We start from the raw sequence: 24940 nt of genomic DNA, 5'->3' as shown, positions 1-24940 counted from the left end.
GGGCAGCAAGTGCTGCCCCTTCTTCGTTTCCTATCGGGACTAAGCGGGCTCCGCGGTCCGCCCGGCCTTCCGTCCCTCGAGGTCCTCCAGGGTGGCGCCCCTGGTATCGGAGGACATCAGGGTGGCCACGGCCGAGACCAGGCAGATGCCGAGCGTGGCCAGCCCGATGGTCAGCGGGATGTTGGCGGAGCCAGGAGGGGCGATCGCCGTGAAGATGCTCGGGAAGAACGACGCAATCATGAGTCCGATGTTCTGCGACACCGCGAAGCCGGTGACCCTGATCCGCATGGGGAACTGCTCCTGGAAGAACGTGGCGAAGGTTGCGTTCCACATCTGGAAAAAGATGCCCTGCACGATCACCACGCAGACGAAGACCAGCGGCAGGCTCCCCTGCTCGATGGCCCAGAGGTATCCGGTCACCAGGACGCCACCGATAACGCCTCCGGCCGCCATCAGCATCCGCCGGCCAATCCTGTCGGACAGTGCGCCGAACACCGGAATGGTGGCCACTGCCGCGATATTGGCCACCAGCGTCACCCACAGGAACTCGCTGCTGGAGAAGCCGTTGCCGTAGCCCTTCTGGGTGGCAAAGGAGACGCCGAAGATCAGGGTGGCCATGCCGATGACGTTGGTGAAGGTCATCAGGATGCAGCGGAGCAGTGCGCCCGGCCGGGTGCGCAGGAGCTCGGCCAGCGGAAAGCGCTGCCGCGCCTGGGCCGGCCCGGACTGCGCGGCGTACGCAGGGGGTTCGGTCACCCGGCGGCGGATGAGGTAGCCGGCGAAAATGACGACGGCGCTGAGCAGGAATGGGATGCGCCAGCCCCAGGCACCGAACTGGTCAGCCGGGAGGAGGGCGGCGAGCGGCAGCAGGACGGCGGTGGCCAGGATTGACCCCACCTGCGTGCCCTGGAGGCTGAAGCTGGCGAAGAATCCGCGCCGGGCATCCGGCGAGTGTTCGACGATCATCGCGCTGGCACCGCCCAGTTCGCCGGCCACCGCGAAGCCTTGGATCAGGCGGAGGATCACCAGCAGGGCCGGGGCGAGGAGGCCCACCGTCCCGTACGTGGGCAGGAGCCCGACGGCGAAAGTCGCGAAGCCCATGAGCAGCATGGCGAAGACGAGCACCTTCTTGCGACCGTGCCGGTCCCCGTAGGCCCCTAGGACGACGGCGCCTACCGGGCGGGAGACGTAGCCCACCGCATAGGTAGCAAGGGAAGCAATGATCCCAACGGTCGGGTTCTCTGCGGGGAAGAAGATGGTGGGAAAGATGAGCGTGGCGGCCAGCGAATACAGCGCGAAATCGTAGTACTCAAGGGCACTTCCAATCCAGCCGCTCATCGCCGCTTTCCGCGGGTCTCGGGGACCGGTTGCGCCTTCCTGGCCAGCATGTACGACGCGGGTTGGGGTGGTGCTCATGGTGCTTATGTCCTTCGTCTTCATTGGCAAGGAACCGGACCGCTGGTGGCAGCTGAGGCTTTGGCGGTGTCCGCGCCGCAACCCGCCGGAGAGGGGATCGGGCGACAGCTCTTGAATCGATTCATCCAATATAGAAGGTGACGTGCGTTACGTCAACGGGCAAGCGCTATCCGGGGAAGGAGACATCCCCCGGGAGGCACCCGGCCTCCCGGAAGGTCCTGCCTATGCGGCCGTGACGCGCACCGGGAGGGACTCAAACCCGCGGAGCACGTTGTGCAGGATGGGCACCGGGGCGCCGGCAGGTTCGATGGTGGCCACCCGCTCCAGCAGCTGCTGCAGCACAATTTCCATTTCGAGCCGGGCGATCGGCTGCCCCACACACTGGTGCAGGCCCATCCCGAACGCGACGTGGCCCGATGCATTGCGGTTGAGATCGAAGTCATCAGCGTTCTCACCCCACTTGCGCGGGTCACGGTTCGCGGCGCCGAGGAACACCAGGACCTTGGCCCCGGCAGGGATATGTACTCCGCCCAGGACGGTGTCCACCGCGACGGTCCGGTGGAACTTTTGGAACGGCGATTCCAGGCGCAGCGCCTCATCCACGGCAAACTTCGCCATCTTCGGGTTTTCCCGCAGCTGGGCCCAGGCTTCCGGGTAGCGCGCCAGCACGGAGAGCGTGTTGCCGATGCCGAAGATGGTGGTGTCCACGCCGGCGGACAGCAGGGCGCGGACCAGGAGCGTGGCTTGCTGCTCGGTGATCAGCCCGTCCTCCACGCGCTTCCAGATCTGGGCGCCGAACCCGGTGTCGTCCAGGTTTTCGCGCTGGCAGTTCCGCATCACCGCGGCGGCGTGCTCGTCGCCCTGTGCGAAAGCCTGCTTGAAGATGTAGTTCTCCGGACCGAACGCGTTGAACACCATGTTGCCGTACGGCAGCAGGTGTTCACGTCCGACGTCGGGAATCCCAACCGCGTCGGGGAAGACACGGAGGGGGTACTTTTCGGCGAGGTCCGTAATGGCGTCGAACCGGTTGCGGCGGGCAAGCTGCTCCGTCAGCTCCACGGCAGGCGGCGTGAACGGCTCGCGGAGGGCACGCACCGTGCCGGGGTTAATGACGCCGGTCAGGGCGCGGCGCATGACGGTGTGAATGGGCGGGTCCGATTCCAGGATGCTCGGCGGACGCCAGCCAGAGTCCTTGCGGATGTCCCGCGGGCCCAGGCCGCCGGAGGAGATATAGGTTTCGAAGTCGGTCAGGACCTCGTAGACCTCCTGGTACCCGGCCACGGCGTAGCTGCCCGCACTCTCCAAGTAGGACACGGCTCCGGCGTCGCGGAGCCGGCCCAGGAACGGATAGGGGTCCAGGAGGTTTGCGGTGTCGAACGGATCCTCGTCCAACACATTGGCGTCGTGGGTGGTAACGGTCATGGGAAACACTCCTGGGGACGGAACTTGGCAGGGAAGAGGTTGTGGCTAGAGGTCCAGGACGAGCCGCGAACATCCCGCGGCGGCCCGCGAGACGCAGACCAGCATGATTTCGCCCGCATCCCGGTCCTCCTGGGTGAGCACTGCGTCCCGGTGTTCCGGCTCACCCGCAATGATCTGGGTTTCGCAAGTGCCGCACAGGCCGCCGCGGCAGGAGGACAGGACGCGCACGCCCACTTCCTCCACCGCTTCGAGGATGGTCTTGTCATTCGGCACGGTGACGGTGGTCCCGGTCCGGGCCAGCTCCACCTCGAACGGGGCGTTGGCGGCGGCGGCACCCAGTGTGGAGGCGACGAAACGCTCCGTGTGCAGGGCGCCCGGCGGCCAGCCCATGCAGCGTTCCTCCACCGCGCCGAGCAGGCCGCCGGGTCCGCACGCGTACACCAGCATGTGCGCCCGCGGCATGCCAAGAATCTGGTCCAGGTCGAGCCGGCCGGCTTCGTCCTCGGCGATGATCCTGATCCGGTCAGTCCCGTACAGGTCCTCCAGCTGCTGCGCGAAGGCCATGGTGTTCCGGCTCCGGCCGCCGTAGATCAGGGTCCATTCCTTGCCTGCAGCCTGGGCCGCTTCCAGCATGGGAATGAGCGGGGTGATGCCAATGCCGCCGGCGATATAGAGGTAGCGCCGCGACTCGCGCAGCGGAAAGTTGTTGCGGGGTTCGGAAATGGTCAGGGGCGTGCCCGCCAACAGGGCGTGCACTGCTTTTGATCCGCCACGGGAATCCGGCACGTGCAGCACACCGATGCGCAGGTGGTCCAGTTCGTCAGGCGAGGAACACAGGGAGTACTGGCGAATAAGGCCATCGCCTACGTGGACATCGATGTGAGCGCCGGGCTGCCAGGGCTGGAACGGCTGGCCATCAGCCCGTCGCAGGACCAGGGAAACCACCTGGTCCGCCACAACGTCCACCTGGTCCACCACGGCGTCGATAGTGGCTCCTGCAGATGCACTCATGGGGGTTCACTTCCTGTGGAATGGCTCGCCTGCCGGGCAGGCTATGGCCGGTAGCCCGGCCTCATTGGTCTAAGTTGAGGTTAGGTGTTCCACGCCACAGGCGGGGGAAGGCTTTCCACCCAACGGAAAGATTCGCGCCCGGGCAACTGCAAAGATCTGGCCTACTGCGGCAGATGCTCCACGCCCAGCCGCCGGGCGATTCCCCGGGCGGCAATGTTGAGCACCGGAACCACACTGCCCACCGGGGCCGGGCGCCCCCGGGTGACGATGCCCAGCGCGGCCACCACCTGCTTGTTCGGCAGGAAAACCGGAACGGCCAGGCCGTAGTTGTCCGGGCCGGCTTCCTCCTCAGTGGTGGCGTAGCCGTTGGCACGGACCCGCTCGATCTCGGCAGCCAGCAGCCCGGGTTGGGTGATGGTCCGCGGCGTATGCGGCTCCAGCCGCTGGACAGCGGAGGAAAAGAGGTCCTTGGCTCCATAAGCGAGCATGATTTTGCCCGCGGCGCTTGCGTGCAGGGGCAGGCGGGCGCCCACGCGCCGGAACGGCTGGCCGGCACCGGTGCCGGACATCCGCTCCACCAGCAGGACCTCCTCGCCGTCCAGAATGAACAGGTTCACCACGTTGTGGGTGACGAAGAGAACGTCCTGCATAAAAGGTGCAGCCACTTCGGCGATGTTCTGCTGCGCGGGTGCCAGCAGGCCCAGCCGCCATATCCGCTGGCCTACACGGTATTCGCCGTTCGCCTTCTCGAGGCCGCCCCACGCCACCAAATCACCGGCCAGGCGGTGTGCGGTGGCCACCGGGAGCCCTGCCCTCCGGGCCATGGAACTGAGGCTTTGAACGGAATGCTCGGTATCGAAAGTGCCCAACAGCGCCAGGGCGCGCGACGTGACGCTGGCCGCCTGGTGTGCGGCAGCACCGTCGTCGCCGGCTGGACGCTTTGGCGCGGCCGTCGGACCCGTGCGCCGGGTGGTCCGGCCTGCCGGGGCAGCGTTAGCCATGGGTCACCCTTCTGCGCGCTGGAGGACACGGCGCCGTCCGTGGCGCGGTGCTGCATCCTGCCATTTTAACGCCCGACGCCGGCGCCTCCCAGGACGCCAGGCGAGGTGACGGCGTCCTGCTGTAGGCACATCCTCCATGGGCGGAGAAGGTTCACTTGGGTACTGCGGCGAGGCCGGAGCCGCGGTAGGCGCCCAGGCCGCCGTCCACGCGGATGTCCGAGCCGTTCACCCAGCCCGATTCGGGGCGGAGCAGGAAGTCGATGACGGGGGCAATATCGTCCGGGTCGCCGAAGCGGCCCAGCAGTGCACCGGCGCCCTCCACCTTGTCGCGGCCGTGGTCTTTCTTGAAGTCCTCGAGGATGGGAGTGGCCACGGGTCCCGGGCTGACGCTGTTGACCCGGATCCGCTGCGGCAGCAGTTCGGCGGCCAGGTGCTCGGTGAGGACCCGGACGCACTGTTTGGAGAAGAGGTAGGACTCACCCGTCACCCCGTCGTCGCCGGCAATGGACTCCAAGGCGGCAGCTTGGTCTTCGGCGAGCGCGAAAGCGGAGCACTTTGCCTTGACCTCCCGCCAGTTCACGGCAACGTTGGAGGCCAGGTTCACCACGGCGCCGCCCTCGCCGAGCAAGGGCGCAAGCGCCCGGACCAGCCCGCGGACGCCGAATACGTTCACCGCCAGCACGGTCCGCCACGGGGCCGTCCCAGGAACGCCGGCGATGTTCGCCAGGCCCGCGATGCCGTGCGGCGCTGCGGCGGTGACTGCTGCCGCTGCGGCGTCGATGCCGGCCTGGCTCGAGAGATCCGCTTGGACAAATGTGCCGCTGAACTCAGTGGGTGGGTTGCGGTCGATGCCGATCAGCGGGATGCCGCGGGCGGCGAGGATGCGGGCGGTACGTGCCCCGATTCCGGAGGAGACCCCGGTGAGTACGATGGGCAGTTGCTCGTGGGACATGCAGACTCCTCGTTAGTGCGTGGCGTGCTTCACTCCATAGTGGCAAGCGGGACCGGGCGATTGAGGGACACTTTCCGTTGGACGGAAAGGTCACCCCGGGAAGTGACGGGTGCCATGACACTGGTATAAGAATTTCCCTCCCGGCCGAAAGGACAAAACCATGACGGCAACCCAGTATGAGGTCCACGACCCGGCCACCCTTGAACTCGTTGGACATGCTCCGGAAAACACCGCGCAGGACGTCGAGGCTGCGGTGGCAGCCGCCCGTGCGGCGTCGGCCGGCTGGGCCGCGGACCGGGAGGCCCGCCGCAATTCCCTGCTGGCAGGCGCGGCCCTGATCCGCCGTGACCTGGACGCGCTGGCCACCCTGCTCTCCCGGGAACAGGGCAAACCGAAGGCCGAGGCCGCCGGCGAATTCTCCGTGGCCGCAGGGCTGTTCGAGTACTACGCCGACCTGGAATGGGACTCGGAACAGCAGCTGAGCCCGCGCGCGGACCGCAGCCTGGAGGTCCAGTACCGGCCCGTGGGCATCGTTGGCACCATCACGCCCTGGAACTTCCCCATCTCGCTGCTCTGTGTGAAACTTGCCCCCGCTTTGGTGGCCGGCTGCACCGTGGTCGCCAAGCCCTCACCATCCACTCCCCTGTCCACGATTGCCCTGGTGAACCTGCTCAACGAGGCCCTCCCCGCCGGTGTGCTGCAGGTCCGGACCAGTTCGCGGCGGACTGTGAACGTTGCTTTGAGCACCTCGCCGGGCATCCGCAAGATCTCCTTCACCGGTTCCACGGAGGTGGGCATCTCCATCGCGCAGCAGGCCGCCTCAACGGTTAAGCGCGTCACCATGGAACTGGGCGGGAATGATCCTGCCATCGTGCTGGACGATGCGGACATCGCAGTCACCGCCCGCGGCATTGTGGGCAGCGCCTTCCGCAACGCCGGCCAAGTCTGCATGGCGGTCAAGCGCGTCTATGTCCCGCGCAGCCGCAGTGCGGAACTTGCTGAGGCCATTGCCGTCGAGGCAGCCCGCCATGTGCTGGGCCACGGCATTGCTGATGGCACCACCATGGGCCCGATGCACAACGAGTCCCAGCTCAAGCTGGTCCACGGCCTGGTGGATTCCGCCGTGGGCGCCGGTGCCCGCATCCTCTCCGGGGGAACCGCCGACTGCGACCTGCCGGGCTACTTCCTCTCCCCCACCGTAGTGATCGACGCCGAACCCGGCATGGACCTGGTGGAGCATGAACAGTTCGGGGCGGCGCTGCCCATCGTGGCCTACGACAGCCTCGACGACACCATCGCGGGACTGAACGCCGGCGAATTCGGCCTCGGCGCATCGGTGTGGAGCCAGGACCAGGAGCGGGCCTACGCCACTGCCTCCCGCATTGATGCAGGAACGGTCTGGGTCAACCAGCACACCGTGGTGGAACCGGACGCCCCGTTCGGCGGCTGGAAGGCCTCCGGCGTGGGCCGCGAGCGCGGCCGCTGGGGCCTGGAGGAATACCTGGAAACCCGTGTCATCAATGCCCGCCCGCACGCCTGACCCCCGCACACCCTGCAGAAGGACTTCCCTGTGAGCGTCGAACTGATCACTCTTGGCACCGCCGCCGGCCCGGCCATCCGCGGACCTGAAAACGGCATCTCCAGCGCACTGGTGGTGGGTGATGCCTTCTACATGGTGGACTTTGGCCTCGGCTGCTCCCGCGCGGCACATGAGGCGGGGCTCCGGGGCAAGGATTTTGTGGCCGGCTTCGTCACGCACCTGCATTCGGACCATGTGGTGGAACTTCCCGGCTTCCTGCTGTGGAACTGGGGGAATCCGGTGGAGGGCTTCACGCGGCCGGTATCAGTTGTTGGCCCCGGCAAGGATGCCACCCGGACGGGTGGCGGCGGCCTGTCCGGCACTGCCGAACTGGTGTCCCACTCGCTGCAGGCCTTCTCCTACGACATTGACATCCGGGTCCATGACGAGGCCCGCCCGGACCTTGCGTCACTGGTGCGCACCGTGGACCTGGCCACCCCCGCGCACGGCTCCGAGGACGCGGCCCGCCCCTTCGACGTCTACGAGGATGACAGGGTCAAGGTCACCGGCATCCTGGTGGAGCACCCGCCGGTGCGGCCCGCCTTGGCGTTCCGCTTCGAGACCGACGCCGGTTCTGTCGTATTCTCCGGCGATACCGCCGAATGCGAGGCCATGGTTGTGCTCGCCGAGGGTGCGGACGTCCTGGTGCATGAAGCGGTCAACCTGGACTTCTATGCGGACAAGGGGTTCGCGCCGGAGTTCCTTAACCACCAGCGGATCGCCCACACGCCACCTGAGGCCGCCGGCCGGGTAGCCTCCGCGGCGGGGGTGGACCGGCTTGTGCTCTCCCACCTGGCCGGGCGGGCGGAACCGCAGTGGTGGCGCAGCCGTGCTGCCTCAACCTTTCCCGGCACCGTGGACGTCGCCGTCAGCGGCCAGCGTTTCCGCATCGGCAGCCCCGTCCTGGCTTCTACCTGAGCAGAGAACCCGATCCCGGGTCGCCTGCCACAAACTCAGCAAGGACAACTCTTGGCTCTGCCGTCGCACACCACACCCGTTGATGACGCCGACGCGACGACGGACAGGGCGTGGCTTGCGGTCCTCGCGGCCGGTATCGCAGCGGCCATGCACATCTGGAAGCTTCCCGCCGCCCTGGCCGGCATCCAGGCGGATCTTGGCACCTCGCTGATCCAAGCCGGGCTGCTGCTGGGCATCATCCAGCTGGCCAGCGTGGTTGGCGGCCTGGCCACGGCTGTGGGCGGTGAGATGGCCGGCCTGCGCCGACTCCTGATCCTCGGTCTTGTCCTGCTGAGCGGCGCGTCCGCCGTGGGTGCGGCCGCCCCCAGCACCGAATGGCTTATGGCAACACGCACCCTGGAGGGCGTCGGCTTCCTGCTGGCCGTGGTGGTGGCACCCGCCCTCATCCGCAAAGTGGCCCCGCCGCAGCGGCTGAACATTGCGCTGGCAAGCTGGGCCACGTTCCAGGGCACTGCTACGCTGATCGGCCTTTCCGCGGGTGCGATGTTCCTGCAGGCTGCTGGCTGGCGGCAATGGTGGCTGATTATGGCGGCTCTCACGCTTCTCCCGGTGCCGCTGCTGCTGCGCCGGGTGCCGAAGGACGCGGCTCCAGCCGAGGCCGGACTCCGGCCCGCTCTACGCAGGGTGGGGCGCACCGTTGCCACCCGCAGGCCCTGGATCATTGGCGTGGTGTTCGCCTGCTACACGGCGCAGTGGATGGCGGTGCTTGGCTTCCTGCCCTCGATCTACCGCTCAGCGGGGCTCGACGGCCCGTGGCCCGGTCTCCTCAGCGCCCTGGTCGGTGGCGTCAACGCCATCGGTGCCCTCAGTGCCGGTCCGCTGATCCAGCGGGGAATTTCTGAGCGGAGCATCATTTTCTGGACCTTCCTGTCGATGTCCGCCGCTTCCGTGGCCACGTTCGCCGTGAACTGGGACCGCTTCGGCAACGGCATCTTTATCCAGGTTGTCCTGATCGCCGCGTTTTCCGCCGTCGGGGGCCTCATACCGGCGGCGGTGACCAGCTACTCCGTGCGCATCGCACCCGCAGATGGCTCCGTCACTGCCGTGCTGGGGCTGACGCAGCAGATCTTCAATGTGGGAAACTTTGCGGGGCCCATGTTGTTCGCCCTGCTCGCCACCACTACCCGCGGCTGGGGCACCACCTGGTGGCTGACGTGTGCCTTGAGCTGCTTGGGGATGGGCCTGCTGGCGCTCCTGAGACAGGCCGCCAAAAGTGACTTTCCGGCCAACGGAAAACCCAAATGTAAGGCCGGTCACACGAGCCTACAGTCAAGGAAACGCCGGTGAACCGGCAAAGACTCCCCTTCAACGATTGGGCAAACCGTGTCTAAAACTCCGCTTATGACGCCGGGCTCCGCGGCCTCCCGCGATCCCCGCACCTGGTCCCGGGCCAAGCGTAACCGCTACGGCTGGTTCATGACGTTCGGCCTGCTTTTCCTCATGATGCTCAGCTGGGCTGACAAGGCAGTCCTGGGCATCGCGGCCGTTCCCCTGATGAAGCAGCTGGGCATCACGCCCGAGCAGTTTGGCTTGGTGGGCAGCGCCATGTTCCTGACCTTTGGTGTGGCCCAGATCGTTGCCGCCCCCATCGCCAACAAGGTATCCAGCAAGTGGATCCTGCTGGTCCTGTGCCTGCTATGGTCCGTGGCGCAGGTTCCCATCCTGCTCTTCGCCTCGCTGCCCGCGCTCTGGGCAAGCCGCCTGCTCCTCGGCGTCGGCGAGGGCCCGCTGGCACCGGTCCTGATGCATGGGATCTACAAGTGGTTCCCCGAGAAGAAGGGGGCCACACCCGCTGCGCTGGCGTCATCCGGCGTGACTTTGGGCATTGTGGCGTTCGCCCCGGTCCTGGCCTGGGTCATTGGACAATTCGGCTGGCAGACCGCCTTCGCCGTGCTGGCCATCGTGGGCCTGCTGTGGTCCGTCTTCTGGGCCATCGCTGGCAAGGAGGGTCCCTATACCAGCCGGAAAGCTGAACAGGAACTTGACGGCATCGCTCGGGAGGAAACTCCGGTGATCAGCGAAACCAAGATCCGCTACTGGCGCACCATCCTGTCCCCCAGTTGGATCTTCGCGGTCCTGGCCTCCTTCTTCGGCTACTGGACCTTCACACTCGCCATGTCCTGGGGACCCGCCTACTTCCAGAACGTCCTGGGCTTCAGCGGCCAGCAGTCCGGCACCATGATCGCCCTGCCCGCGGCCTGGGGAACCGTCGCCACCGTTGGCCTTAGCGCACTTACCCAGCGCCTGCACCTCAAGGGCGTTCCCACCAGGAAGGCCCGTGGCTGGGTCCTCGGCGGCGCTGGCGCCTTCGCCGGGGCCTGCCTACTCGGAGCGACTATGACTACCTCGCCGGCCCTGTCAATCGCCCTGATGGTCTCCGGCTTTGGTACCGCACCGGCGCTCTTCGCCATCACGTACCTTGTGGTCGCGGAACTGACCACCATCGGCCAGCGCGGAGCCAACCTCTCCATTGCCAACGCCGTCCTCACCACGGGCGGCGTGTTTGCCCCCGCCGTATCAGGATTCCTTATTGGCGGTGCAGCCACCCCGGCAGATGGCTACCACGCGGCATTCGCCCTGGCCGGCGGCCTCATGCTGACCTTCGGTATTCTGGCACTACTCTTCGTCAACCAGCAGCGTGACCGCCGCCGGCTCGGCCTTGACTCAGCCGCTGGTTTTTCACTCGGGGCGGCCCCTGCAGCCGAAGCTGAGGAAGCCAGAGCGGTAGTCACTAAGGCCTAGAACTAACTCTCGAACGGCCGCCAGCGGAGGCGGCAAGCGCGGCCTCCGCTGGCTGCCTTAGCTACACGACAAATCGTGTACACGGAAGGAAGCCATCCCATGGATAATCCCAGCTCACGCAGTGATGGTGGAAGAACTGGCATATCCAGCCGAATATTGGGCGGCGGCCAAGAACCGGACCCGCGCTTCACCTTAGCCAACGAACGCACGTTCCTTGCATGGATTAGGACCTCCTTGGCATTGCTCGCCGGTGGCGTCGCCGTTGAAGCCTTCATGGCCGATCTATTCGACCCGAGACTTCGCAAAGGGCTCGCCGTCCTGCTTCTCGTTCTCGCGCTCCTCATCGGAGGCGGCTCATTCTTCCGCTGGCTTAATGTAGAACGCGCCATACGCCGCAAAGCCCCAATCCCACTCCCATGGATCGCTCCGGTCCTGGCAATTGGCGGGGGCGTCGTCGCCGCCATCATGACGGCTGTCGTGCTCGTCTAATCCATGCCTTCACGAGCTGAAACGCCAGTCCATGGAGATCCCGGACTCCAGCCGGAACGCACAGACATGGCGTGGGGTCGCACGATGCTGTCCTTGGCAGTTGCGGGCGCCGTCTTCCTGCGTTGGACAACACACCACGGCTGGTTCACGGCGCCGCTGGTAGGGGCATGCGTCATCACCGCCACAGCTATCAACCTCACCCGCAAGCCGCGCTTTCACCGCGCCATCAACGGCATTCGACATGAATCGATTCCGCCTTGCATCACTTCGATCGCCGCCGTCTCGGCAAGCGTCGTGGTCCTTGCTGCCCTAGGGATCTGGACCGTACTGTTCCTCCCTGTCCAGCAGTGACCTTTGAGGCTCGTCGCTGGAATCCGCATCATCAACCAAGCCGTCCGTTCAGGATGGGTTGCTGGTTTCACCCAGTTGGAGTCTGACCGAAATGAGGGTCCGTGAGCCATAAGTACTTCCGGCCTTGATGCCTGCTACCGGCTGGAGTAGTAAGCCGCGGCCATGTCCTGCTTGCTGCGGCCCTGCCCGGCTGCCCGGTCCAGCCTTGCGGCGAACGCTTCGGCACCGTCAAGCTTCAAGCCCTGCTCGGCGGCGGCATCGACAATCAAGTGTGCGTCCTTGCAGGCGGTGTCCACGGCGAAGGACGCCGGCTCGAGTCCCCCGTCCAGGATGAGCCCCATCTTGGTCCGCAGGTAGGGAAGGTCCAGGCCGCCGCCGTCGATCACGTTGAGGAACTGCTGCGGATCGACGCCCAGCGCCTCCGCCAGGGCAACCACCTCACCGGCGGCATTGGAGGCAGCAATGACCCAGCTGTTCACCACGAGTTTCAGCCGGGCGGCGGAGCCTTCGGCAGGGTCCTGCCCCGTCCAGATGGTCCGGGCTCCGATGGCATCCAGCACCGGCGCCACCCGCTGGCGCACCGAATCGGGTCCGGCGGCAAGTACCAGGAGCTGGCCGGCTTCGGCCGGGGCCCGGGTGCCGGAAACGGGCGCCTCCACCAGGTCCAGGCCGAGCTCCGCGGCCAGTTTGGCCAAAACGGGAACGTCCTGGACGCCCACCGTGGTGGACTGCACCCAGGCCATGCCGGGCCGGACGCCGGCGGCCGCAGCCCGCATGACATCTTCCACCGCGGCCGCGTCGAAGAGCATGGTCAGGACCACGTCGGCCGCCTTGACGGCGTCGGAAGGGTTGGCGGCACGCCGGGCGCCGTCAGCAGCCAGGGGTTCCGTTTTGGCCCTGTCCCGGTTCCATACCGAGACTTCATGGCCGGCCCGCAGGAGGTTCCGGGCCATGGCCGCTCCCATGATTCCCGTCCCGAGCACTGCGACTTTGAGCTTGGTATCCATCGAGTCCTTCTCCTGGCTGCGTTGGGGTCTGCGTCTACCTACTCAACGTCTCCATGATTTCCCGACTTATTCATGCCAATGCATTTCGGCACGCACGCTCCGGCAGAATGTCGGCGCCCCGACCTAGACTCGTACCCATGAGCGACAGCAACCAGGAAACAATCGGCAGCCCCGAACCGGAACCGAATGCAGGACTCAACAGGGACCCGGAAGACTGGGTGACCGGGGATGAGCCCATGACGGCGGCGCAGCGAAGCTACCTCTATACCCTCGCACGCGAGGCGGGCGAGGAACTTCCCGCGGACCTGAGCAAGGCGGACGCGTCAAAGCACATCGACCGGCTGCAGCAGCGCAGCAACCGCGTGGGCGGCGACGGGGACAACAGCGCCGGCAGTTAGGCACATTGACGGTCGACGCCGGAAGTGACGGCGGTTCCAAAGGAACCCCCCTCAGGGGCTGGCTGCGTTGGGGCTGGCTGGATCGGGCGCCAGCCAATGGCTTACCAGACCTGGTGTTCGCGGGTGAGGCCGAAGGGGACGGCGTCGCTGAGGTCCACCGTGAACTTATCTGCGCCATGGCGGGTCACCAAAATGCCGCGCCGGCCGATGAGTGCATGTGCCTTGGCGGCTGTGACGGCGGCGTCGAGCTCGGTGTCCATGCTCTGGCGGTCGGACACGGTGAGGGTCAGCGGGAAGTTCATGGGTCTAGCCTTTGTGTGTTGGGGGTAGGGGGTGATATCCAACGCCTGCGCTCCCCAAGGCTGCAGGCGAAGTTGGGAACCTTTGTGCCCAGCTCATGATGCCCGAGTGATGGATCACCAGCAACTTGAAAAATCAAGTAATAAGTCGCCGCAGGTCAAGGCATGACGGCTGGAGCCTGCCTCGGCAATTACGGGCGCCAAAGCACCGTGAATTAGAGTTGGACAGGAGTGGAAGCTGTTTCCGAACGGCTCCGCTGCCCTGACCCAGCCCTGCGGCAGAACCCAGCCACCAGCACGACACCACACGTGTGCCACGACCTGACAAGGATCCGCCATTTCCACCGACGCCCTCTTCGGCAACCTGACCAGGATCCGCAACGTCATCCTCCCCACCCCCGTGCGCAGCGCACTGAATTCCGGGCGCGGACTGCTGGGCGGCTTCATCGTGGTGCACCTTGTCTTCCTGGTCTTCGCCGCTTCCCTCTCCCTGCGCGGGGAAGCCTTCAGCGACACGTTCATCTACCGTGACTGGGCCATGGCCGGCTTCAACGACGCGAACTTGAGGGGCGGGCCCAGCCCCTGGGTATACCCCATCCTGGCCCTGTTCCCCATGGCCATTGCGGGCCTCGCAGGTCCAGGACCGTTCTTCTTCCTCTGGGTCCTCATGACAACACTGCTCAACGGCTGGGCGCTGCTGAAACTCACCGCACGGGGCCGCAACGTCAACGCCATCCCCGCGGGCTGGTGGTGGCTGGCCTTTACGTTCCTTATGGGCTGGCTGGGATTCGCCCGCGTTGACGGCCTCACCGCCCCCCTGGTCCTCGTGGCGCTGGCATACGGCGTCCAGCGCCCCTTCATTGCCTCGGTCCTGCTGGCCATCGGCACCTGGGTGAAGGTGTGGCCGGCGGCCATCATGCTGGCCCTCTTCGCCGTCGTCAAGAACCGCCTGCTGGTGGTACTGGCTGGAGTTGCGGCGACGGCGGGCGTCGTGGCGCTGGCGGCCGCCCTGGGCAGCGTCCCCAAGCTCCTGAACTTCCTCACCCAGCAGGGCGACCGCGGCATGCAGCTCGAAGCCACCTTCACCACCCCGTGGCTGTGGCTTTCCGTCCTGAACGTGGGCGGCTCCCGGATGTACATGAACACGGACATCAACTCCATGCAGGTGGACGGTCCGGGCACCGCCACCATGTCCGTGCTGATGCAGCCGCTCCTGGTCCTGGCCGCCCTGCTGGTGGCTGGCCTGGCTTTCTGGGCGCTCCACAACGGCAAGCAGCACAAGGTGGCCGGCGGCGTGGACCGGACTGAATTGCTTCTGGCCGGCGCCCTCGCCCTGGCAGCCGCCTTCGTGGTGTTCAACAAGGTGGGTTCGCCCCAGTTCATGGTGTGGCTGGGCCCTGCCGTCGCCGTCGGCCTCGCGCACAGCTGGCGCGAATGGCGCGTCCCGGCATTGATGCTGATCGCCATCGCTGTGGCCACCTACTTCATCTACCCGCTCTTCTACGACGCACTCAGCCACAACAACCCGTGGATGGCACTGGTGCTGACCATCCGCAACATCCTGGTGGTGGTCCTGTTCCTGTGGAGCGTCCGGCGCCTGTATTCGCTGGGCAAGAAAACCGCCGCACCCGCCCCCGCGCTCAAGGAGACCTGAGATTTCCACAAGGTTCTTTGACCGTTTGGTGACGGTCCGCAGCAAGGTCCTGCCGGCCAAAGCAGTGGATTGGTCCGCCCGCCCGTCCAGCGTGTGGTGGGGCTTCGCCGTCGTCCATCTGTACTTCCTGGGCTGGATGGCGTCCTTCTTCCTGAACGGCGAAACGTTCAGCGACACCGAGCAGTACCGGCAGTGGGCCACGGCCGGGTACAACCCGGCGGACCTCACCGGGAAGATCAGCCCGTGGGTTTACCCGGTGCTGGCGCAGATCCCCATTTTCGTCGCCAACATCGCCGGGCCCAGCCTCTACCTGCTCGTGTGGTTCCTGATTATCGCGGCACTCAATGCCGTCGGCCTGCTCTACCTGACCCGCGGCCCGCGGAGGGTTACCGGCGTGGCCCCGGCGTGGTGGTGGCTGTTCTTCACCGTCTTCATGGGCTACCTGAGCTTCGCCAGGGTGGAAGGCATCACCGCACCGATCGTGCTGATCGCGCTGCTCTACGCCGCGGAGCGGCCCGTGGTGGCGGGCGTCCTGCTCAGCGTCGCCACGTGGATCAAGGTGTGGCCGGCAGCGGTGCTGGTACCCATCGCCATCGCCAGCCACAAGCGCGTCCAAGTGGTGCTCGCCGGCGCCGCCGTGACCGCCGTCGTGGGCCTGGGGACCTGGCTGACCGGCGGCCTGCCGCACATCATGGACTTCCTGTTGAACCAGGGCGAGCGCGGCATGCAGCTTGAGGCCACGTTCTCCACACCGTGGGTCTGGCTGAGCGTGTTCCACATTGCCGGCTCGAAGATGGCGGACAACACGGCCATCAACTCCACCGAGGTTTACGGTCCGGGAGCCAGTACCGCAGCTTTCCTGATGCAGCCGCTGCTGGTCCTGGCCGCCGTGATTGCAGCCATCCTGCTGGTGCGCGCCATGCGGCGGGGCGCCGAGCGTGAGGAGCTGTTCCTCGAGGGCTCCCTCATGATGGTCACGGCGTTCATTGTGTTCAACAAGGTGGGCTCGCCGCAGTTCATCATCTGGCTGGCACCGGTGATCATCGCCGGCCTGACCCACGACTGGGAGCGCTGGAAGGTGCCCGCGGCCCTGCTGATGGGCATCGCCATGACCACGTTCGTAATCTACCCGCTGTTCTACACGCCCCTGATCCACGCCCATCCGGTCATGGCGGCCATCCTCACCACCCGCAACGTGCTCCTGGTGGTGCTGCTGTGGTGGTCGGTGAAGCGGACGGCCGAGCTGGGGCGCAGGACGTCCTCCCGGGTACCCGCGGGCGCGTAGCCGTTTCGGGCGCGCTTCGTCCGGCTATCGGCTTTTGGACCGGTCGCCGGCGGCGGGGGCCTGGGGTGCGCTACGGCGGTGTGCCGCCCTGCGCTCCACCGCCCACTGCCAGCCGCGGCGGCCCAGGTCCAGCGGCCTGCCCTCGATGAGCAGTTTCCGGGTGTGGATGTCCAGCACCAGCAGGTAGAACGTGAAGGCCAGGGCGGTGAAGAACGCCAGGGATGACGCGTCGATGGGCAGTTCCACGAAGGACCAGACCGAGAGTTGGTCCTGCGCGCCGAACACCACGAAGAACGTCACGCCGACGTAGAGGGAACGGATCTGCCAGTCGTCCCGGATGCCGGTGACGGCCAGGAACGGCAGGAACCACAGGATGTACCAGGGCTGGATGATGGGTGAGAGCATCACGACGGCGGTGAACGCCAGGGCCATCCGGCGCACCGCACGGGAGTAGTCGCCGCGGAACATGAGCAGCAGGACCAAGGCGATGGCGGCCCACTTCATGGCGGTCCGCAGCCAGGTGGCCAGCGTTCCGCCGGGCAGGCCCAGGGCGTTGGCGAGCATCTCCACCTGCTGGCCGATGAAACCGGACGGCGAGTAGCCGGTGTAGCCGGGGGTGGGATCCATAATGGCCCAGGTCCAGCCGATGCCCAGGTTGTAGGGGATGCCGCTGAGGGCCAGCACGCCGAAGCTGATGCCGGCCGTTGCTCCCCACATCAGGAATTTGCGTGGCCAGGAGGCAGACGGTCCTGCCCACATGACACCGATGAACGGCAGCAGCAGCACGGTAATGGGCTTGATGCCCACGGACGCGGTGACCAGGAGGATGCCCAGCAGGTAGCGGCGGGTGGCGGCCAGGTAGACGCCGGCGACGGCGAGCCCCACCATGAGTGCGTCGTTGTGGGCGCTGGCGATGAAGCTGATGAGGAACAACGGGTTGGCCACGGAGATCCAGAGGGCCCGTGCACCGTTGATGCCGTGCAGTTCGGCCAGTTTGGGTACGTAGATGACGCAGAGCAGGACGCCGACGCCGGCCAGCAGGCGGAACAGCAGGACCGAGGCATCCGGTTGGGCACCGGTCAGTCCCACCACGCCGCGCGCCAGCCACAGGAAGTAGGGGCCGTAGGGTGTCCGGTTTTCCGCCCAGGCGGGGTCGGCGCCCAGCGCGAACCAGTTGTTGAGGGTGGAGATGCCCACTTCGTAAGGGTTCTGGCCCTCCTGGACCAGGCGTCCCTGCCCTGTGTAGGCGTAGACGTCGCGGGAAAAGACGGGGACGCAGAACAACAGGGGCAGCGACCAGGCCGAAATGGCGATGACAACGGACCGCAGCGACGACTGCCCCCAGTCCCCCAACCGCTGGCCAAGCCTCAACCAGGAGCGCATCAGGAGCATGGCTCCGGCCGTCAGCAGCACGGTGGACACCGCCACACCCCACCCTTCGGTGCGGAGCGCGATCACCACCGGCTGGCGGATCATGGGTGAGCCGTTGGCGATCCAGCCGGTGCCGATAGAGCCGACAAACATCATCAGGGCGCCGATGAAGCCTTCGATGGTGGCGAGGTAGGCGCGGCCCCTGGCAGGCGCGGAGGCGTCGACCGGTTTGCCCTGCCTGCTCTCCGACGTCTCAAGGTGTGACCCGCCTGCCGTCATGATTGTGTGGTCCCCTACTTTGTTACGGCGTTGGTTGCACCGGCTCTACTGGCCGCCCTGCAACCCGGTCATTTTATCAGCCACGCTTACTGCCGGCCCGGGGGCACGGGGTAGTGTTGCATACGCAGCCGAGAGTCACCCGGCGCCTTTCTTCTCCACCCAATTGTCGTCCATGACAGGGCTGGACCGTGCGCATCGTGGCGCGCAATACATTGCCCACCCCGCTCTTGCCCAAGAGCCAAGTCCTTGGAGCCGCTCCTTGGCCGTCGCCGACCGCCCCCGCCCCACCCGGCAACCGGATAATGTCCTGGCCGCGCTCCGCTCTCCCCGGCAGCTGACCCGTGAGGTCCTCGCCGGCATGGTCACCACGCTCGCACTGGTCCCGGAGGTCATTTCGTTCTCGATCGTGGCCGGGGTGGATCCGATGGTCAGCCTGGTCGCCTCCATCGTGCTCGCCCTGGCGATGTCCATCCTCGGCGGACGGCCCGGCGTCGTGACGGCCGCCGCCGGCTCGGTGGCCCTGGTCATCGCCCCACTGGTCCACGAGCACGGCGTCCAGTACGTCCTGCCCACGGTGCTTCTCGCCGGCGTCATCCAGGTGGTCTTTGGCCTGGCAGGCCTTGCCCGGCTGATGCGGTTCATCCCGCGCTCGGTGATGATCGGGTTCGTTAACGCCTTGGGTGTGCTGATCTTTATGGCGCAGGTGCCGCACGTCCTCAATGTTCCCTGGCTCGCCTACGTCCTGTTCGCCGTAACGCTGGCCATCATTTTCGTCCTCCCGCGCTTCACCAAGGTGGTCCCGTCGCCGCTGGTGGCCATTGTCGTCGTCACGGCGATTGCCATCCTTGCGGGCCTTGCCGTTCCGACCGTCGCCGACGAAGGGCCTCTCACCGGCCGGATGCCGGGAATCACCCCGTTCCTGGTTCCGCTTGATGTTGGGACGTTCCGGCTGGTGCTGCCCACGGCCCTAAGCGTGGCGTTCGTCGGCCTCATGGAAACCCTCCTCACGGCGAAACTTGTCGATGACATCACGGAAACCCCCTCGCACAAGGGCCGCGAGTCGTGGGGCCTGGGCGTCTCAAACATCCTCGCCGGCTTCTATGGCGGCATCGCCGGCTGCGCCATGATCGGCCAGACGGTCCTCAACGTGAAGACCGGGCAGGCGCGTACCCGTATCTCGACGGTTGTGGCCGGGGTGTTCCTGCTGGCCCTGGTGACGGGGCTGAGCTCGATCATGGCGCAGATTCCCATGGTGGCCCTTGCCGCGGTCATGATGGTCGTGGCCGTTACCACGGTGGACTGGCACAGCGTCAAACCGTCCACGCTGAAGCGGATGCCGGTCCCCGAGACGCTCGTCATGGGTGCCACTGTCGCCGTGGTGGTCTTCACCGGCAACCTCGCCTACGGCGTGCTGGTGGGCGTCATCCTGGCGATGGTGCTCTTCGCCCGCCGGGTGGCCCACGTCATCACCGTCGAGCGGACCCTGGCGGACGACGGCGGGAGCGTGCGTTATGAGGTGGTGGGGCCGCTGTTCTTCGGCAGCAGCAACGACCTGGTGGAGCATTTCGCGTACGGCGACGATCCCGCCTCGGTGACCATTGACCTTAGCCGCGCCCAGATTTGGGACGCGTCAACGGTGGCCGCCTTGGACTCCATCGAAACCAAATACGCGGACCACGGCGCGACGGTGGCCATCGAAGGCCTCGATGAGCGCAGCACCGGTTTCCACCGCCGCCTCACTGGGCATCTGGGCGCCTGACCAGCTGGGGCCTGCCTGAGGAATGGCTTCCTCGGTCTACCCTGAGCCATGAGCTTCCAACAGAAGACCTGGCACGAGAAACACAAAGCTTCCCTGAGCACGGGACAGCGGGCCGCTGACATCATGCGCAACGGAATGGGAAGCTGGCCCTTCGTTGCCAGCTTTATCGGCTTCATGCTGATCTGGGCTGCCATCAATACGGTGGCACTGGCCGCCAACGCCTGGGACCCGTACCCCTACATCCTGCTGAACCTCCTGCTTTCAATGCTCGCCGGACTGCAGGGCGCCATTTTGCTCATCGCCGCCAAGCGGCAGGACGCCATTGCCGCGGCCATGGCCCAACACGACTACGACACCAATATCGAAGCGAAAAAGGAGATCGAGCTCCTGATCTCCATGAACCGGGTCCAGCTGGAAATCCTGCAGGAGCTGAAGAAGGCGGCCTCCCCCTAGGCACCGCCCCCGTCAGTCCGCGGGAACTGCCGTGGATTCGCGGACAATCACATGCGTGGCCAGTTCCACACGGTGGGAATCGAGGACCTCGCCGCGCGCTTGGCGCAGGAGCGACCTGAGGGCAGCGCGCCCCATCTCCTCGAGGGGCTGCGCCACCGACGTTAGCGCCGGTACGCATTCCTCGCCCTGGATGGTGCCATCGAAACCGACCAGGCTGATGTCCCCGGGAACCTTCAAGCCGCAATGCGCCGCCTCGCTGAGCACGCCCAGGGCGATGCTGTCGCTTCCGGCGAAAATGGCCGTGGGGGGCTTCTTGAGGCCAAGCAGCGCCTTCATCCCGGACACCCCACTGTCCCGGCGGAACCTGCCGCCGGAAATGATGTACTGCGGATCCACGGAGATGCCATGGGCAGCGAGGGCCGCCATGTAGCCGTGGAGCCGCGCCTGGTTGCACTCGGCCCGCTCGATCCCGCCGATGTAGGCAATGCGCCGGTGGCCCAGTTCCAGCAGGTGTTCAGTGGCCGCCTTGCCGCCGGCCCAGTTGGTGGCGCCTACGCTGACAACGTCCGCGGGGGGCGGGTTGAGCGGATCGATCACCACCACGGGAATCCGGCGCCGCCGGAAGGCGTGCATCTGCGCCTCGCTGAATGCCGAGGTCACCACGATCATTCCCGCCCGGCCTTCGTCGACCATCCGCTGGGCGCGGCGCTCAGCGGTGTGCACCGTGGGGGTCGACGGACCGGCGACGCTTACCAGGACCTCGACATCCTCGGCAGCGGCGAACTGCAGGATCCCGTCCAGGACCTCCGTGGTGTAGGCCGAGGTCAGGACGTCCACCACCACCTCGATCACGGTGCTGGTCCTCGCCACGGAACGGCGCTGCACGGGGGATTTATAGCCCGCCTGCTCCAAAGCGGTCAGAATGCGGGCGCGGGTCTCCGGCGCAACATCTTCGCGGCCGTTGACCACCTTGGACACCGTGGGGGTTGAAACCCCCGCCTGCAAGGCAACAGCTGCCAGGGTTGCCTTCGCCGGCCGTGCAGTCTTCGCCACTGACTTATCCACTCTTTCGAAACATTTCGCTTATGGTTATCTTGCCCGCGTTCCATCAAGGCGTCAACCGGATACAGGCGGGTACAGGTCACAGCCAATGGCATTACCCCTTGACTGTGACTCAACTCACGGCTAGATTGGCACCACCGCTCGCAAAGTTTCGAAAACTTTCGAAAGCTGCGCGGTACGACCACCGACCGAATTGATGCGGGCTATCCGCCTCGGAGCCGAGGCAAACGCCTGCTTCACACGTTACCGGGACCCAGCGTTGAGCCCGGAGGATGAACGGAAACGAAATGAAGATTCGAAAGTTGCGCTCGGCAGCGTTGGCAATTTCCGCAGCAGGTCTGGCAGTCAGCCTCGCGGCCTGCGGTTCGTCAGGTCCTGCCGGCTCAAACGTCAGCAGTGATTCGGCCACCATGTGGGGACTCACCGGCGGCAACCAGCCGGTGCTCCAAAAGTCGGTGGATGACTGGAACCAGGCCAACCCGGACAAGTCCATCAAACTGGATTTCTTCGCCAATGACGCCTACAAGACCAAAGTCCGCACCGCCGTCGGCGCCGGCGAAGGCCCCACCTTCATTTACGGCTGGGGCGGCGGAGTCCTGAAGTCGTACGTCGACGCCAACCAGGTTGACGACCTGACCACCTTCATCAAGGACAATCCACAGGTCAAGGACCGCTACCTTCCCTCAGTCCTAAAAAACGGTGAAGTGAACGGCAAGACCTACGCACTGCCGAACAACAACGTCCAGCCGGTAGTCCTCTACTTCAACAAGGACGTCTTCGACAAGGTGGGAGCCCAGCCCCCGAAGACCTGGGATGAGCTGATGGCCCTGGTGCCCAAGTTCAAGGAAGCCGGTATTGCCCCGTTCTCCCTGGGCGGCCAGTCCAAGTGGCCGGACCTGATGTGGCTTGAGTACCTCGTCGAGCGCATCGGCGGCCCCGAAGTCTTTGCCAACATCGCAGCCAACAAGCCCGGAGCCTGGTCCGACCCCGCCGTTAAGGAGGCGCTGACCAAGATCCAGGACCTGGCCGACGCCGGCGGGTTCATCAACGGCTTCTCTTCAGTCGCGGCAGACAGCAACGCAGACCAGGCACTGATGTACACCGGCAAGGCCGCCATGATCCTGCAGGGTGGCTGGATCTACCAGGGCATGAAGAAGGATGCCGCCGACTTCGTCAAGAGTGGAAAGCTGGGGTACACCACCTTCCCCACCGTCCCAGGCGGCAAGGGTGACCCTGCGAACGTGGTGGGCAACCCCTCCAACTTCTGGTCCATCTCCGCCAAGGCCACGGATGCCCAGAAGAAGGCCGCCCTGGACTATGTCAAGGACGGCATGTTCACCGGCGCCAACACCGACGCCTTGATCAGCTCCGGAGCTGTGCCGGTGGTCAAGGGAATCGAAGACAAACTGGCCGCCTCACCCGACAAGGACTTCCTGACCTTCGTCTACGGACTGGCCAAGAACGCCCCCAGCTTCACCCTCTCCTGGGACCAGGCCCTCAGCCCCGCGCAGGGTGACGCCATGCTGTCCAACCTGGACCAGATCTTCCTCAAGAAGATCAGCCCTGACCAGTTCATCAGCACCATGAACGCCACAATCGGAAAGTAAGGGACCATGACGGCTCTTGGTTCCGCCAACCGGGGGGTCCGCGACGCGGGTCCCTCGGGGTGGCTCGCAGTCCCGGCCCTGGTCTTCTTCCTGGCGTTCGCTGTTGTCCCGCTGATCGGCGTCGTCTTCCTCAGCTTCACCAGCTGGAACGGTTTGGGCGAGATCAAGCTGGACGGCCTGTCCAGCTGGACCACGGTCCTTACGGATCCGGTCACCGGCAACGCGTTGGTGGTCACCGCGAAGATCATGTTCTTCTCGTTCATCGTCCAGGCGCCCATCAGCCTGCTGCTGGGCGTCTTCACGGCCGGCGGCCAAAAGTACCGCGCCGCCCTCGCCGTGCTCTACTTCCTGCCGTTGCTGCTGTCGTCCGCGGCAGTTGCCATCGCCTTCAAGGCCCTGCTCGATCCCAACTTCGGCCTGGGGCCCGGATTCAACCTGCCCGTCCTTGCCCAGGACTGGCTTGGCAACTCGGATCTGGTCCTGTTCGTGGTGGTCTTCGTCATTGCCTGGCAGTTCGTTCCATTCCACACGCTGATCTACCAGGGCGGCGTACGCCAAATCCCCACGTCGCTTTACGAGGCTGCTGAGATCGACGGCGCGGGACGCTTCCGCCAGTTCTGGAACATCACCCTGCCCCAGCTGAAGTACACGGTCATCACGTCCTCCACCCTGATGGTGGTGGGCAGCCTCGCGTACTTCGACCTTATCTTCGTGCTCACCGGGGGTGGCCCCGGCTACAGCACCCGGCTGCTTCCGCTGCATATGTACCTGACGGGCTTCAAGGCCAACGACATGGGCGCCGCGAGCGCCCTGGGAGTCATTCTCGTCGTCATCGGACTGGGCCTTGCGCTCATCCTCCAGCGGTTGGGCGGCAAAAACCGCAACGCAAGCCAATTGGAAGGTGCCTGATGGCGTCCACAACCCAACTTCCCGTCCCACCGGCCCCCACCGCCGGCGGCATCACCGCCTCACCGGTTACCCGCACCAAGGGCCCCGGACGGCTCCGGCCAAACTTGCTTGGCGGCCTGGGCGGCTGGCTTTGGCTGGCCATCATCATCGTCCCCATCTATTACGTGGTGATCACCAGCTTCAAGAACCAGGCTGGCTTCTTCACCTCCAACCCCATGCTCCCGGCAACGGACCCGACGCTGGACAACTACAAGCTGGTCCTGGAGAACAACTTCGTCAGGTACTTCACCAACAGCCTGATCGTCACCCTGGGCACAGTCCTGCCTGCCCTGCTGGTGTCCTTCATGGCCGCATACGCCATTGTCCGCGGCAAGGGCCGGTTCCTGGGCCTGACGAACAACCTGTTCCTCCTTGGCCTTGCCATCCCCCTGCACGCCACCATCATCCCTATCTACTGGATGATCACCCGGGCGCACATGTATGACACCCTGCTGGCCCTGATCCTTCCGTCCGTGGCGTTTGCCATCCCGGTCAGCGTGCTCATCCTGTCCAACTTCATGCGCGATGTCCCCAATGAGCTTTTCGAATCGATGCGACTGGACGGTTGTTCCGACTGGGCCATGATGTGGCGCCTTGCGCTCCCCATGACCAAGCCGGCGGTCATCACGGTCGGCATCTACAACGCCCTGCACGTCTGGAACGGTTTCCTTTTCCCGCTGATCCTGACGCAGAGCCCGGCAACCAGGGTCCTGCCGCTGTCCCTGTGGACCTTCCAGGGCGAGTTCAGCGTGAACATCCCTGCCATTCTCGCCTCCGTCGTCCTGGCGACCCTTCCCCTGCTGGTGGTGTACGTCGTCGCCCGCCGTCAACTGCTGAGCGGCCTCACCGCCGGCTTCAGCAAGTAGAAAGGACTCCT

The 24940-nt window shown here is 65.7% G+C and carries 23 protein-coding genes; 14 read left to right on the top strand and 9 right to left on the bottom strand.

What is annotated here, in order from left to right; all coding sequences use genetic code 11:
* Positions 1 to 39 precede the first annotated feature (39 nt).
* From NIBR502770_RS18330 to NIBR502770_RS18310, 5 genes are all read right to left on the bottom strand, one after another.
* A complete protein-coding gene (locus tag NIBR502770_RS18330) occupies positions 40 to 1416 on the bottom strand; it encodes an MFS transporter (protein ID WP_141182899.1) in 1377 nt (458 codons plus the stop codon).
* A 222-nt stretch (positions 1417 to 1638) separates the two neighbouring features.
* Positions 1639 to 2838 carry a cytochrome P450 gene (locus tag NIBR502770_RS18325; protein ID WP_141182898.1) on the bottom strand — a complete coding sequence of 400 codons (1200 nt, stop codon included), beginning with the start codon at positions 2836 to 2838 and terminating at the stop codon, positions 1639 to 1641.
* Between the two features lie 45 nt (positions 2839 to 2883).
* Positions 2884 to 3849: a PDR/VanB family oxidoreductase gene (locus NIBR502770_RS18320; protein ID WP_141182897.1), complete on the bottom strand. Its 966-nt coding sequence runs from the start codon at positions 3847 to 3849 to the stop codon at positions 2884 to 2886.
* A 161-nt stretch (positions 3850 to 4010) separates the two neighbouring features.
* Positions 4011 to 4850 (bottom strand): IclR family transcriptional regulator, encoded by an 840-nt coding sequence (locus NIBR502770_RS18315; protein WP_141182896.1) that lies wholly within the window; start codon positions 4848 to 4850, stop codon positions 4011 to 4013.
* Positions 4851 to 5001: 151 nt separating this feature from the next.
* Positions 5002 to 5802, bottom strand: a complete 801-nt coding sequence (locus NIBR502770_RS18310) for an SDR family oxidoreductase (protein WP_141182895.1) — start codon at positions 5800 to 5802, stop codon at positions 5002 to 5004.
* Positions 5803 to 5962: 160 nt separating this feature from the next.
* On the opposite strand from NIBR502770_RS18310, the gene NIBR502770_RS18305 reads away from it, so the two are divergent.
* From NIBR502770_RS18305 to NIBR502770_RS18280, 6 genes are all read left to right on the top strand, one after another.
* Entirely contained in the window at positions 5963 to 7342 is a 1380-nt protein-coding gene (locus NIBR502770_RS18305; RefSeq protein WP_141182894.1) for an aldehyde dehydrogenase family protein, read from the top strand.
* A 30-nt stretch (positions 7343 to 7372) separates the two neighbouring features.
* Complete coding sequence (locus tag NIBR502770_RS18300; RefSeq protein ID WP_246857319.1) at positions 7373 to 8299, top strand: MBL fold metallo-hydrolase; 927 nt, start codon at positions 7373 to 7375, stop codon at positions 8297 to 8299.
* Positions 8300 to 8350: 51 nt separating this feature from the next.
* Positions 8351 to 9646 carry a CynX/NimT family MFS transporter gene (locus NIBR502770_RS18295; RefSeq protein WP_246857318.1) on the top strand — a complete coding sequence of 432 codons (1296 nt, stop codon included), beginning with the start codon at positions 8351 to 8353 and terminating at the stop codon, positions 9644 to 9646.
* 54 nt (positions 9647 to 9700) lie between these two features.
* The gene (locus tag NIBR502770_RS18290) at positions 9701 to 11101 is read left to right on the top strand and encodes an MFS transporter (RefSeq protein ID WP_246857317.1); all 1401 of its coding nucleotides are present in this window, start codon (positions 9701 to 9703) and stop codon (positions 11099 to 11101) included.
* 99 nt (positions 11102 to 11200) lie between these two features.
* Positions 11201 to 11590 (top strand): YidH family protein, encoded by a 390-nt coding sequence (locus NIBR502770_RS18285; RefSeq protein WP_141182891.1) that lies wholly within the window; start codon positions 11201 to 11203, stop codon positions 11588 to 11590.
* A 3-nt stretch (positions 11591 to 11593) separates the two neighbouring features.
* Positions 11594 to 11941: a DUF202 domain-containing protein gene (locus tag NIBR502770_RS18280; RefSeq protein WP_141182890.1), complete on the top strand. Its 348-nt coding sequence runs from the start codon at positions 11594 to 11596 to the stop codon at positions 11939 to 11941.
* A gap of 134 nt (positions 11942 to 12075) precedes the next feature.
* Here NIBR502770_RS18280 and NIBR502770_RS18275 read toward each other — a convergent pair whose 3' ends face one another.
* Entirely contained in the window at positions 12076 to 12948 is an 873-nt protein-coding gene (locus NIBR502770_RS18275) for an NAD(P)-dependent oxidoreductase (protein WP_141182889.1), read from the bottom strand.
* A gap of 137 nt (positions 12949 to 13085) precedes the next feature.
* Between NIBR502770_RS18275 and NIBR502770_RS18270 the strand changes: the two genes are divergently transcribed.
* Positions 13086 to 13346 (top strand): DUF3072 domain-containing protein, encoded by a 261-nt coding sequence (locus tag NIBR502770_RS18270; protein ID WP_141182888.1) that lies wholly within the window; start codon positions 13086 to 13088, stop codon positions 13344 to 13346.
* A 101-nt stretch (positions 13347 to 13447) separates the two neighbouring features.
* Here NIBR502770_RS18270 and NIBR502770_RS18265 read toward each other — a convergent pair whose 3' ends face one another.
* Positions 13448 to 13648 carry a hypothetical protein gene (locus NIBR502770_RS18265; protein WP_141182887.1) on the bottom strand — a complete coding sequence of 67 codons (201 nt, stop codon included), beginning with the start codon at positions 13646 to 13648 and terminating at the stop codon, positions 13448 to 13450.
* Between the two features lie 397 nt (positions 13649 to 14045).
* On the opposite strand from NIBR502770_RS18265, the gene NIBR502770_RS18260 reads away from it, so the two are divergent.
* A complete protein-coding gene (locus tag NIBR502770_RS18260) occupies positions 14046 to 15299 on the top strand; it encodes a glycosyltransferase family 87 protein (RefSeq protein ID WP_246857315.1) in 1254 nt (417 codons plus the stop codon).
* A gap of 28 nt (positions 15300 to 15327) precedes the next feature.
* Positions 15328 to 16584, top strand: coding sequence for a glycosyltransferase 87 family protein (locus NIBR502770_RS18255; protein ID WP_141182885.1), 1257 nt, complete (start codon positions 15328 to 15330; stop codon positions 16582 to 16584).
* Between the two features lie 24 nt (positions 16585 to 16608).
* On the opposite strand, the gene mptB is transcribed toward NIBR502770_RS18255, so the two are convergent.
* Positions 16609 to 18234, bottom strand: coding sequence for a polyprenol phosphomannose-dependent alpha 1,6 mannosyltransferase MptB (gene mptB, locus NIBR502770_RS18250; RefSeq protein WP_141182884.1), 1626 nt, complete (start codon positions 18232 to 18234; stop codon positions 16609 to 16611).
* Between the two features lie 259 nt (positions 18235 to 18493).
* On the opposite strand from mptB, the gene NIBR502770_RS18245 reads away from it, so the two are divergent.
* Positions 18494 to 19993, top strand: coding sequence for a SulP family inorganic anion transporter (locus tag NIBR502770_RS18245; protein ID WP_141182883.1), 1500 nt, complete (start codon positions 18494 to 18496; stop codon positions 19991 to 19993).
* Positions 19994 to 20041: 48 nt separating this feature from the next.
* Complete coding sequence (locus NIBR502770_RS18240; RefSeq protein ID WP_141158752.1) at positions 20042 to 20446, top strand: DUF1003 domain-containing protein; 405 nt, start codon at positions 20042 to 20044, stop codon at positions 20444 to 20446.
* A 12-nt stretch (positions 20447 to 20458) separates the two neighbouring features.
* Here the strand turns inward: NIBR502770_RS18240 and NIBR502770_RS18235 are convergent, their stop codons facing one another.
* Complete coding sequence (locus NIBR502770_RS18235; protein WP_141182882.1) at positions 20459 to 21499, bottom strand: LacI family DNA-binding transcriptional regulator; 1041 nt, start codon at positions 21497 to 21499, stop codon at positions 20459 to 20461.
* A 296-nt stretch (positions 21500 to 21795) separates the two neighbouring features.
* On the opposite strand from NIBR502770_RS18235, the gene NIBR502770_RS18230 reads away from it, so the two are divergent.
* The 3 genes from NIBR502770_RS18230 to NIBR502770_RS18220 are packed head-to-tail and all read left to right on the top strand — an operon-like array spanning position 21796 to position 24929.
* The gene (locus tag NIBR502770_RS18230; protein WP_141158754.1) at positions 21796 to 23115 is read left to right on the top strand and encodes an ABC transporter substrate-binding protein; all 1320 of its coding nucleotides are present in this window, start codon (positions 21796 to 21798) and stop codon (positions 23113 to 23115) included.
* Between the two features lie 6 nt (positions 23116 to 23121).
* The gene (locus NIBR502770_RS18225; RefSeq protein ID WP_141158755.1) at positions 23122 to 24024 is read left to right on the top strand and encodes a carbohydrate ABC transporter permease; all 903 of its coding nucleotides are present in this window, start codon (positions 23122 to 23124) and stop codon (positions 24022 to 24024) included.
* Complete coding sequence (locus NIBR502770_RS18220) at positions 24024 to 24929, top strand: carbohydrate ABC transporter permease (protein WP_141182881.1); 906 nt, start codon at positions 24024 to 24026, stop codon at positions 24927 to 24929. The genes NIBR502770_RS18225 and NIBR502770_RS18220 overlap by 1 nt, the downstream gene beginning before the upstream one ends.
* Positions 24930 to 24940 lie beyond the last annotated feature (11 nt).

This window comes from Pseudarthrobacter sp. NIBRBAC000502770 (assembly GCF_006517815.1).
Taxonomy (GTDB): Bacteria; Actinomycetota; Actinomycetes; order Actinomycetales; family Micrococcaceae; genus Arthrobacter; species Arthrobacter niigatensis.
Note: the sequence above shows the minus strand (reverse complement) of the source record. Positions and strands in the feature narration are given on the sequence as shown.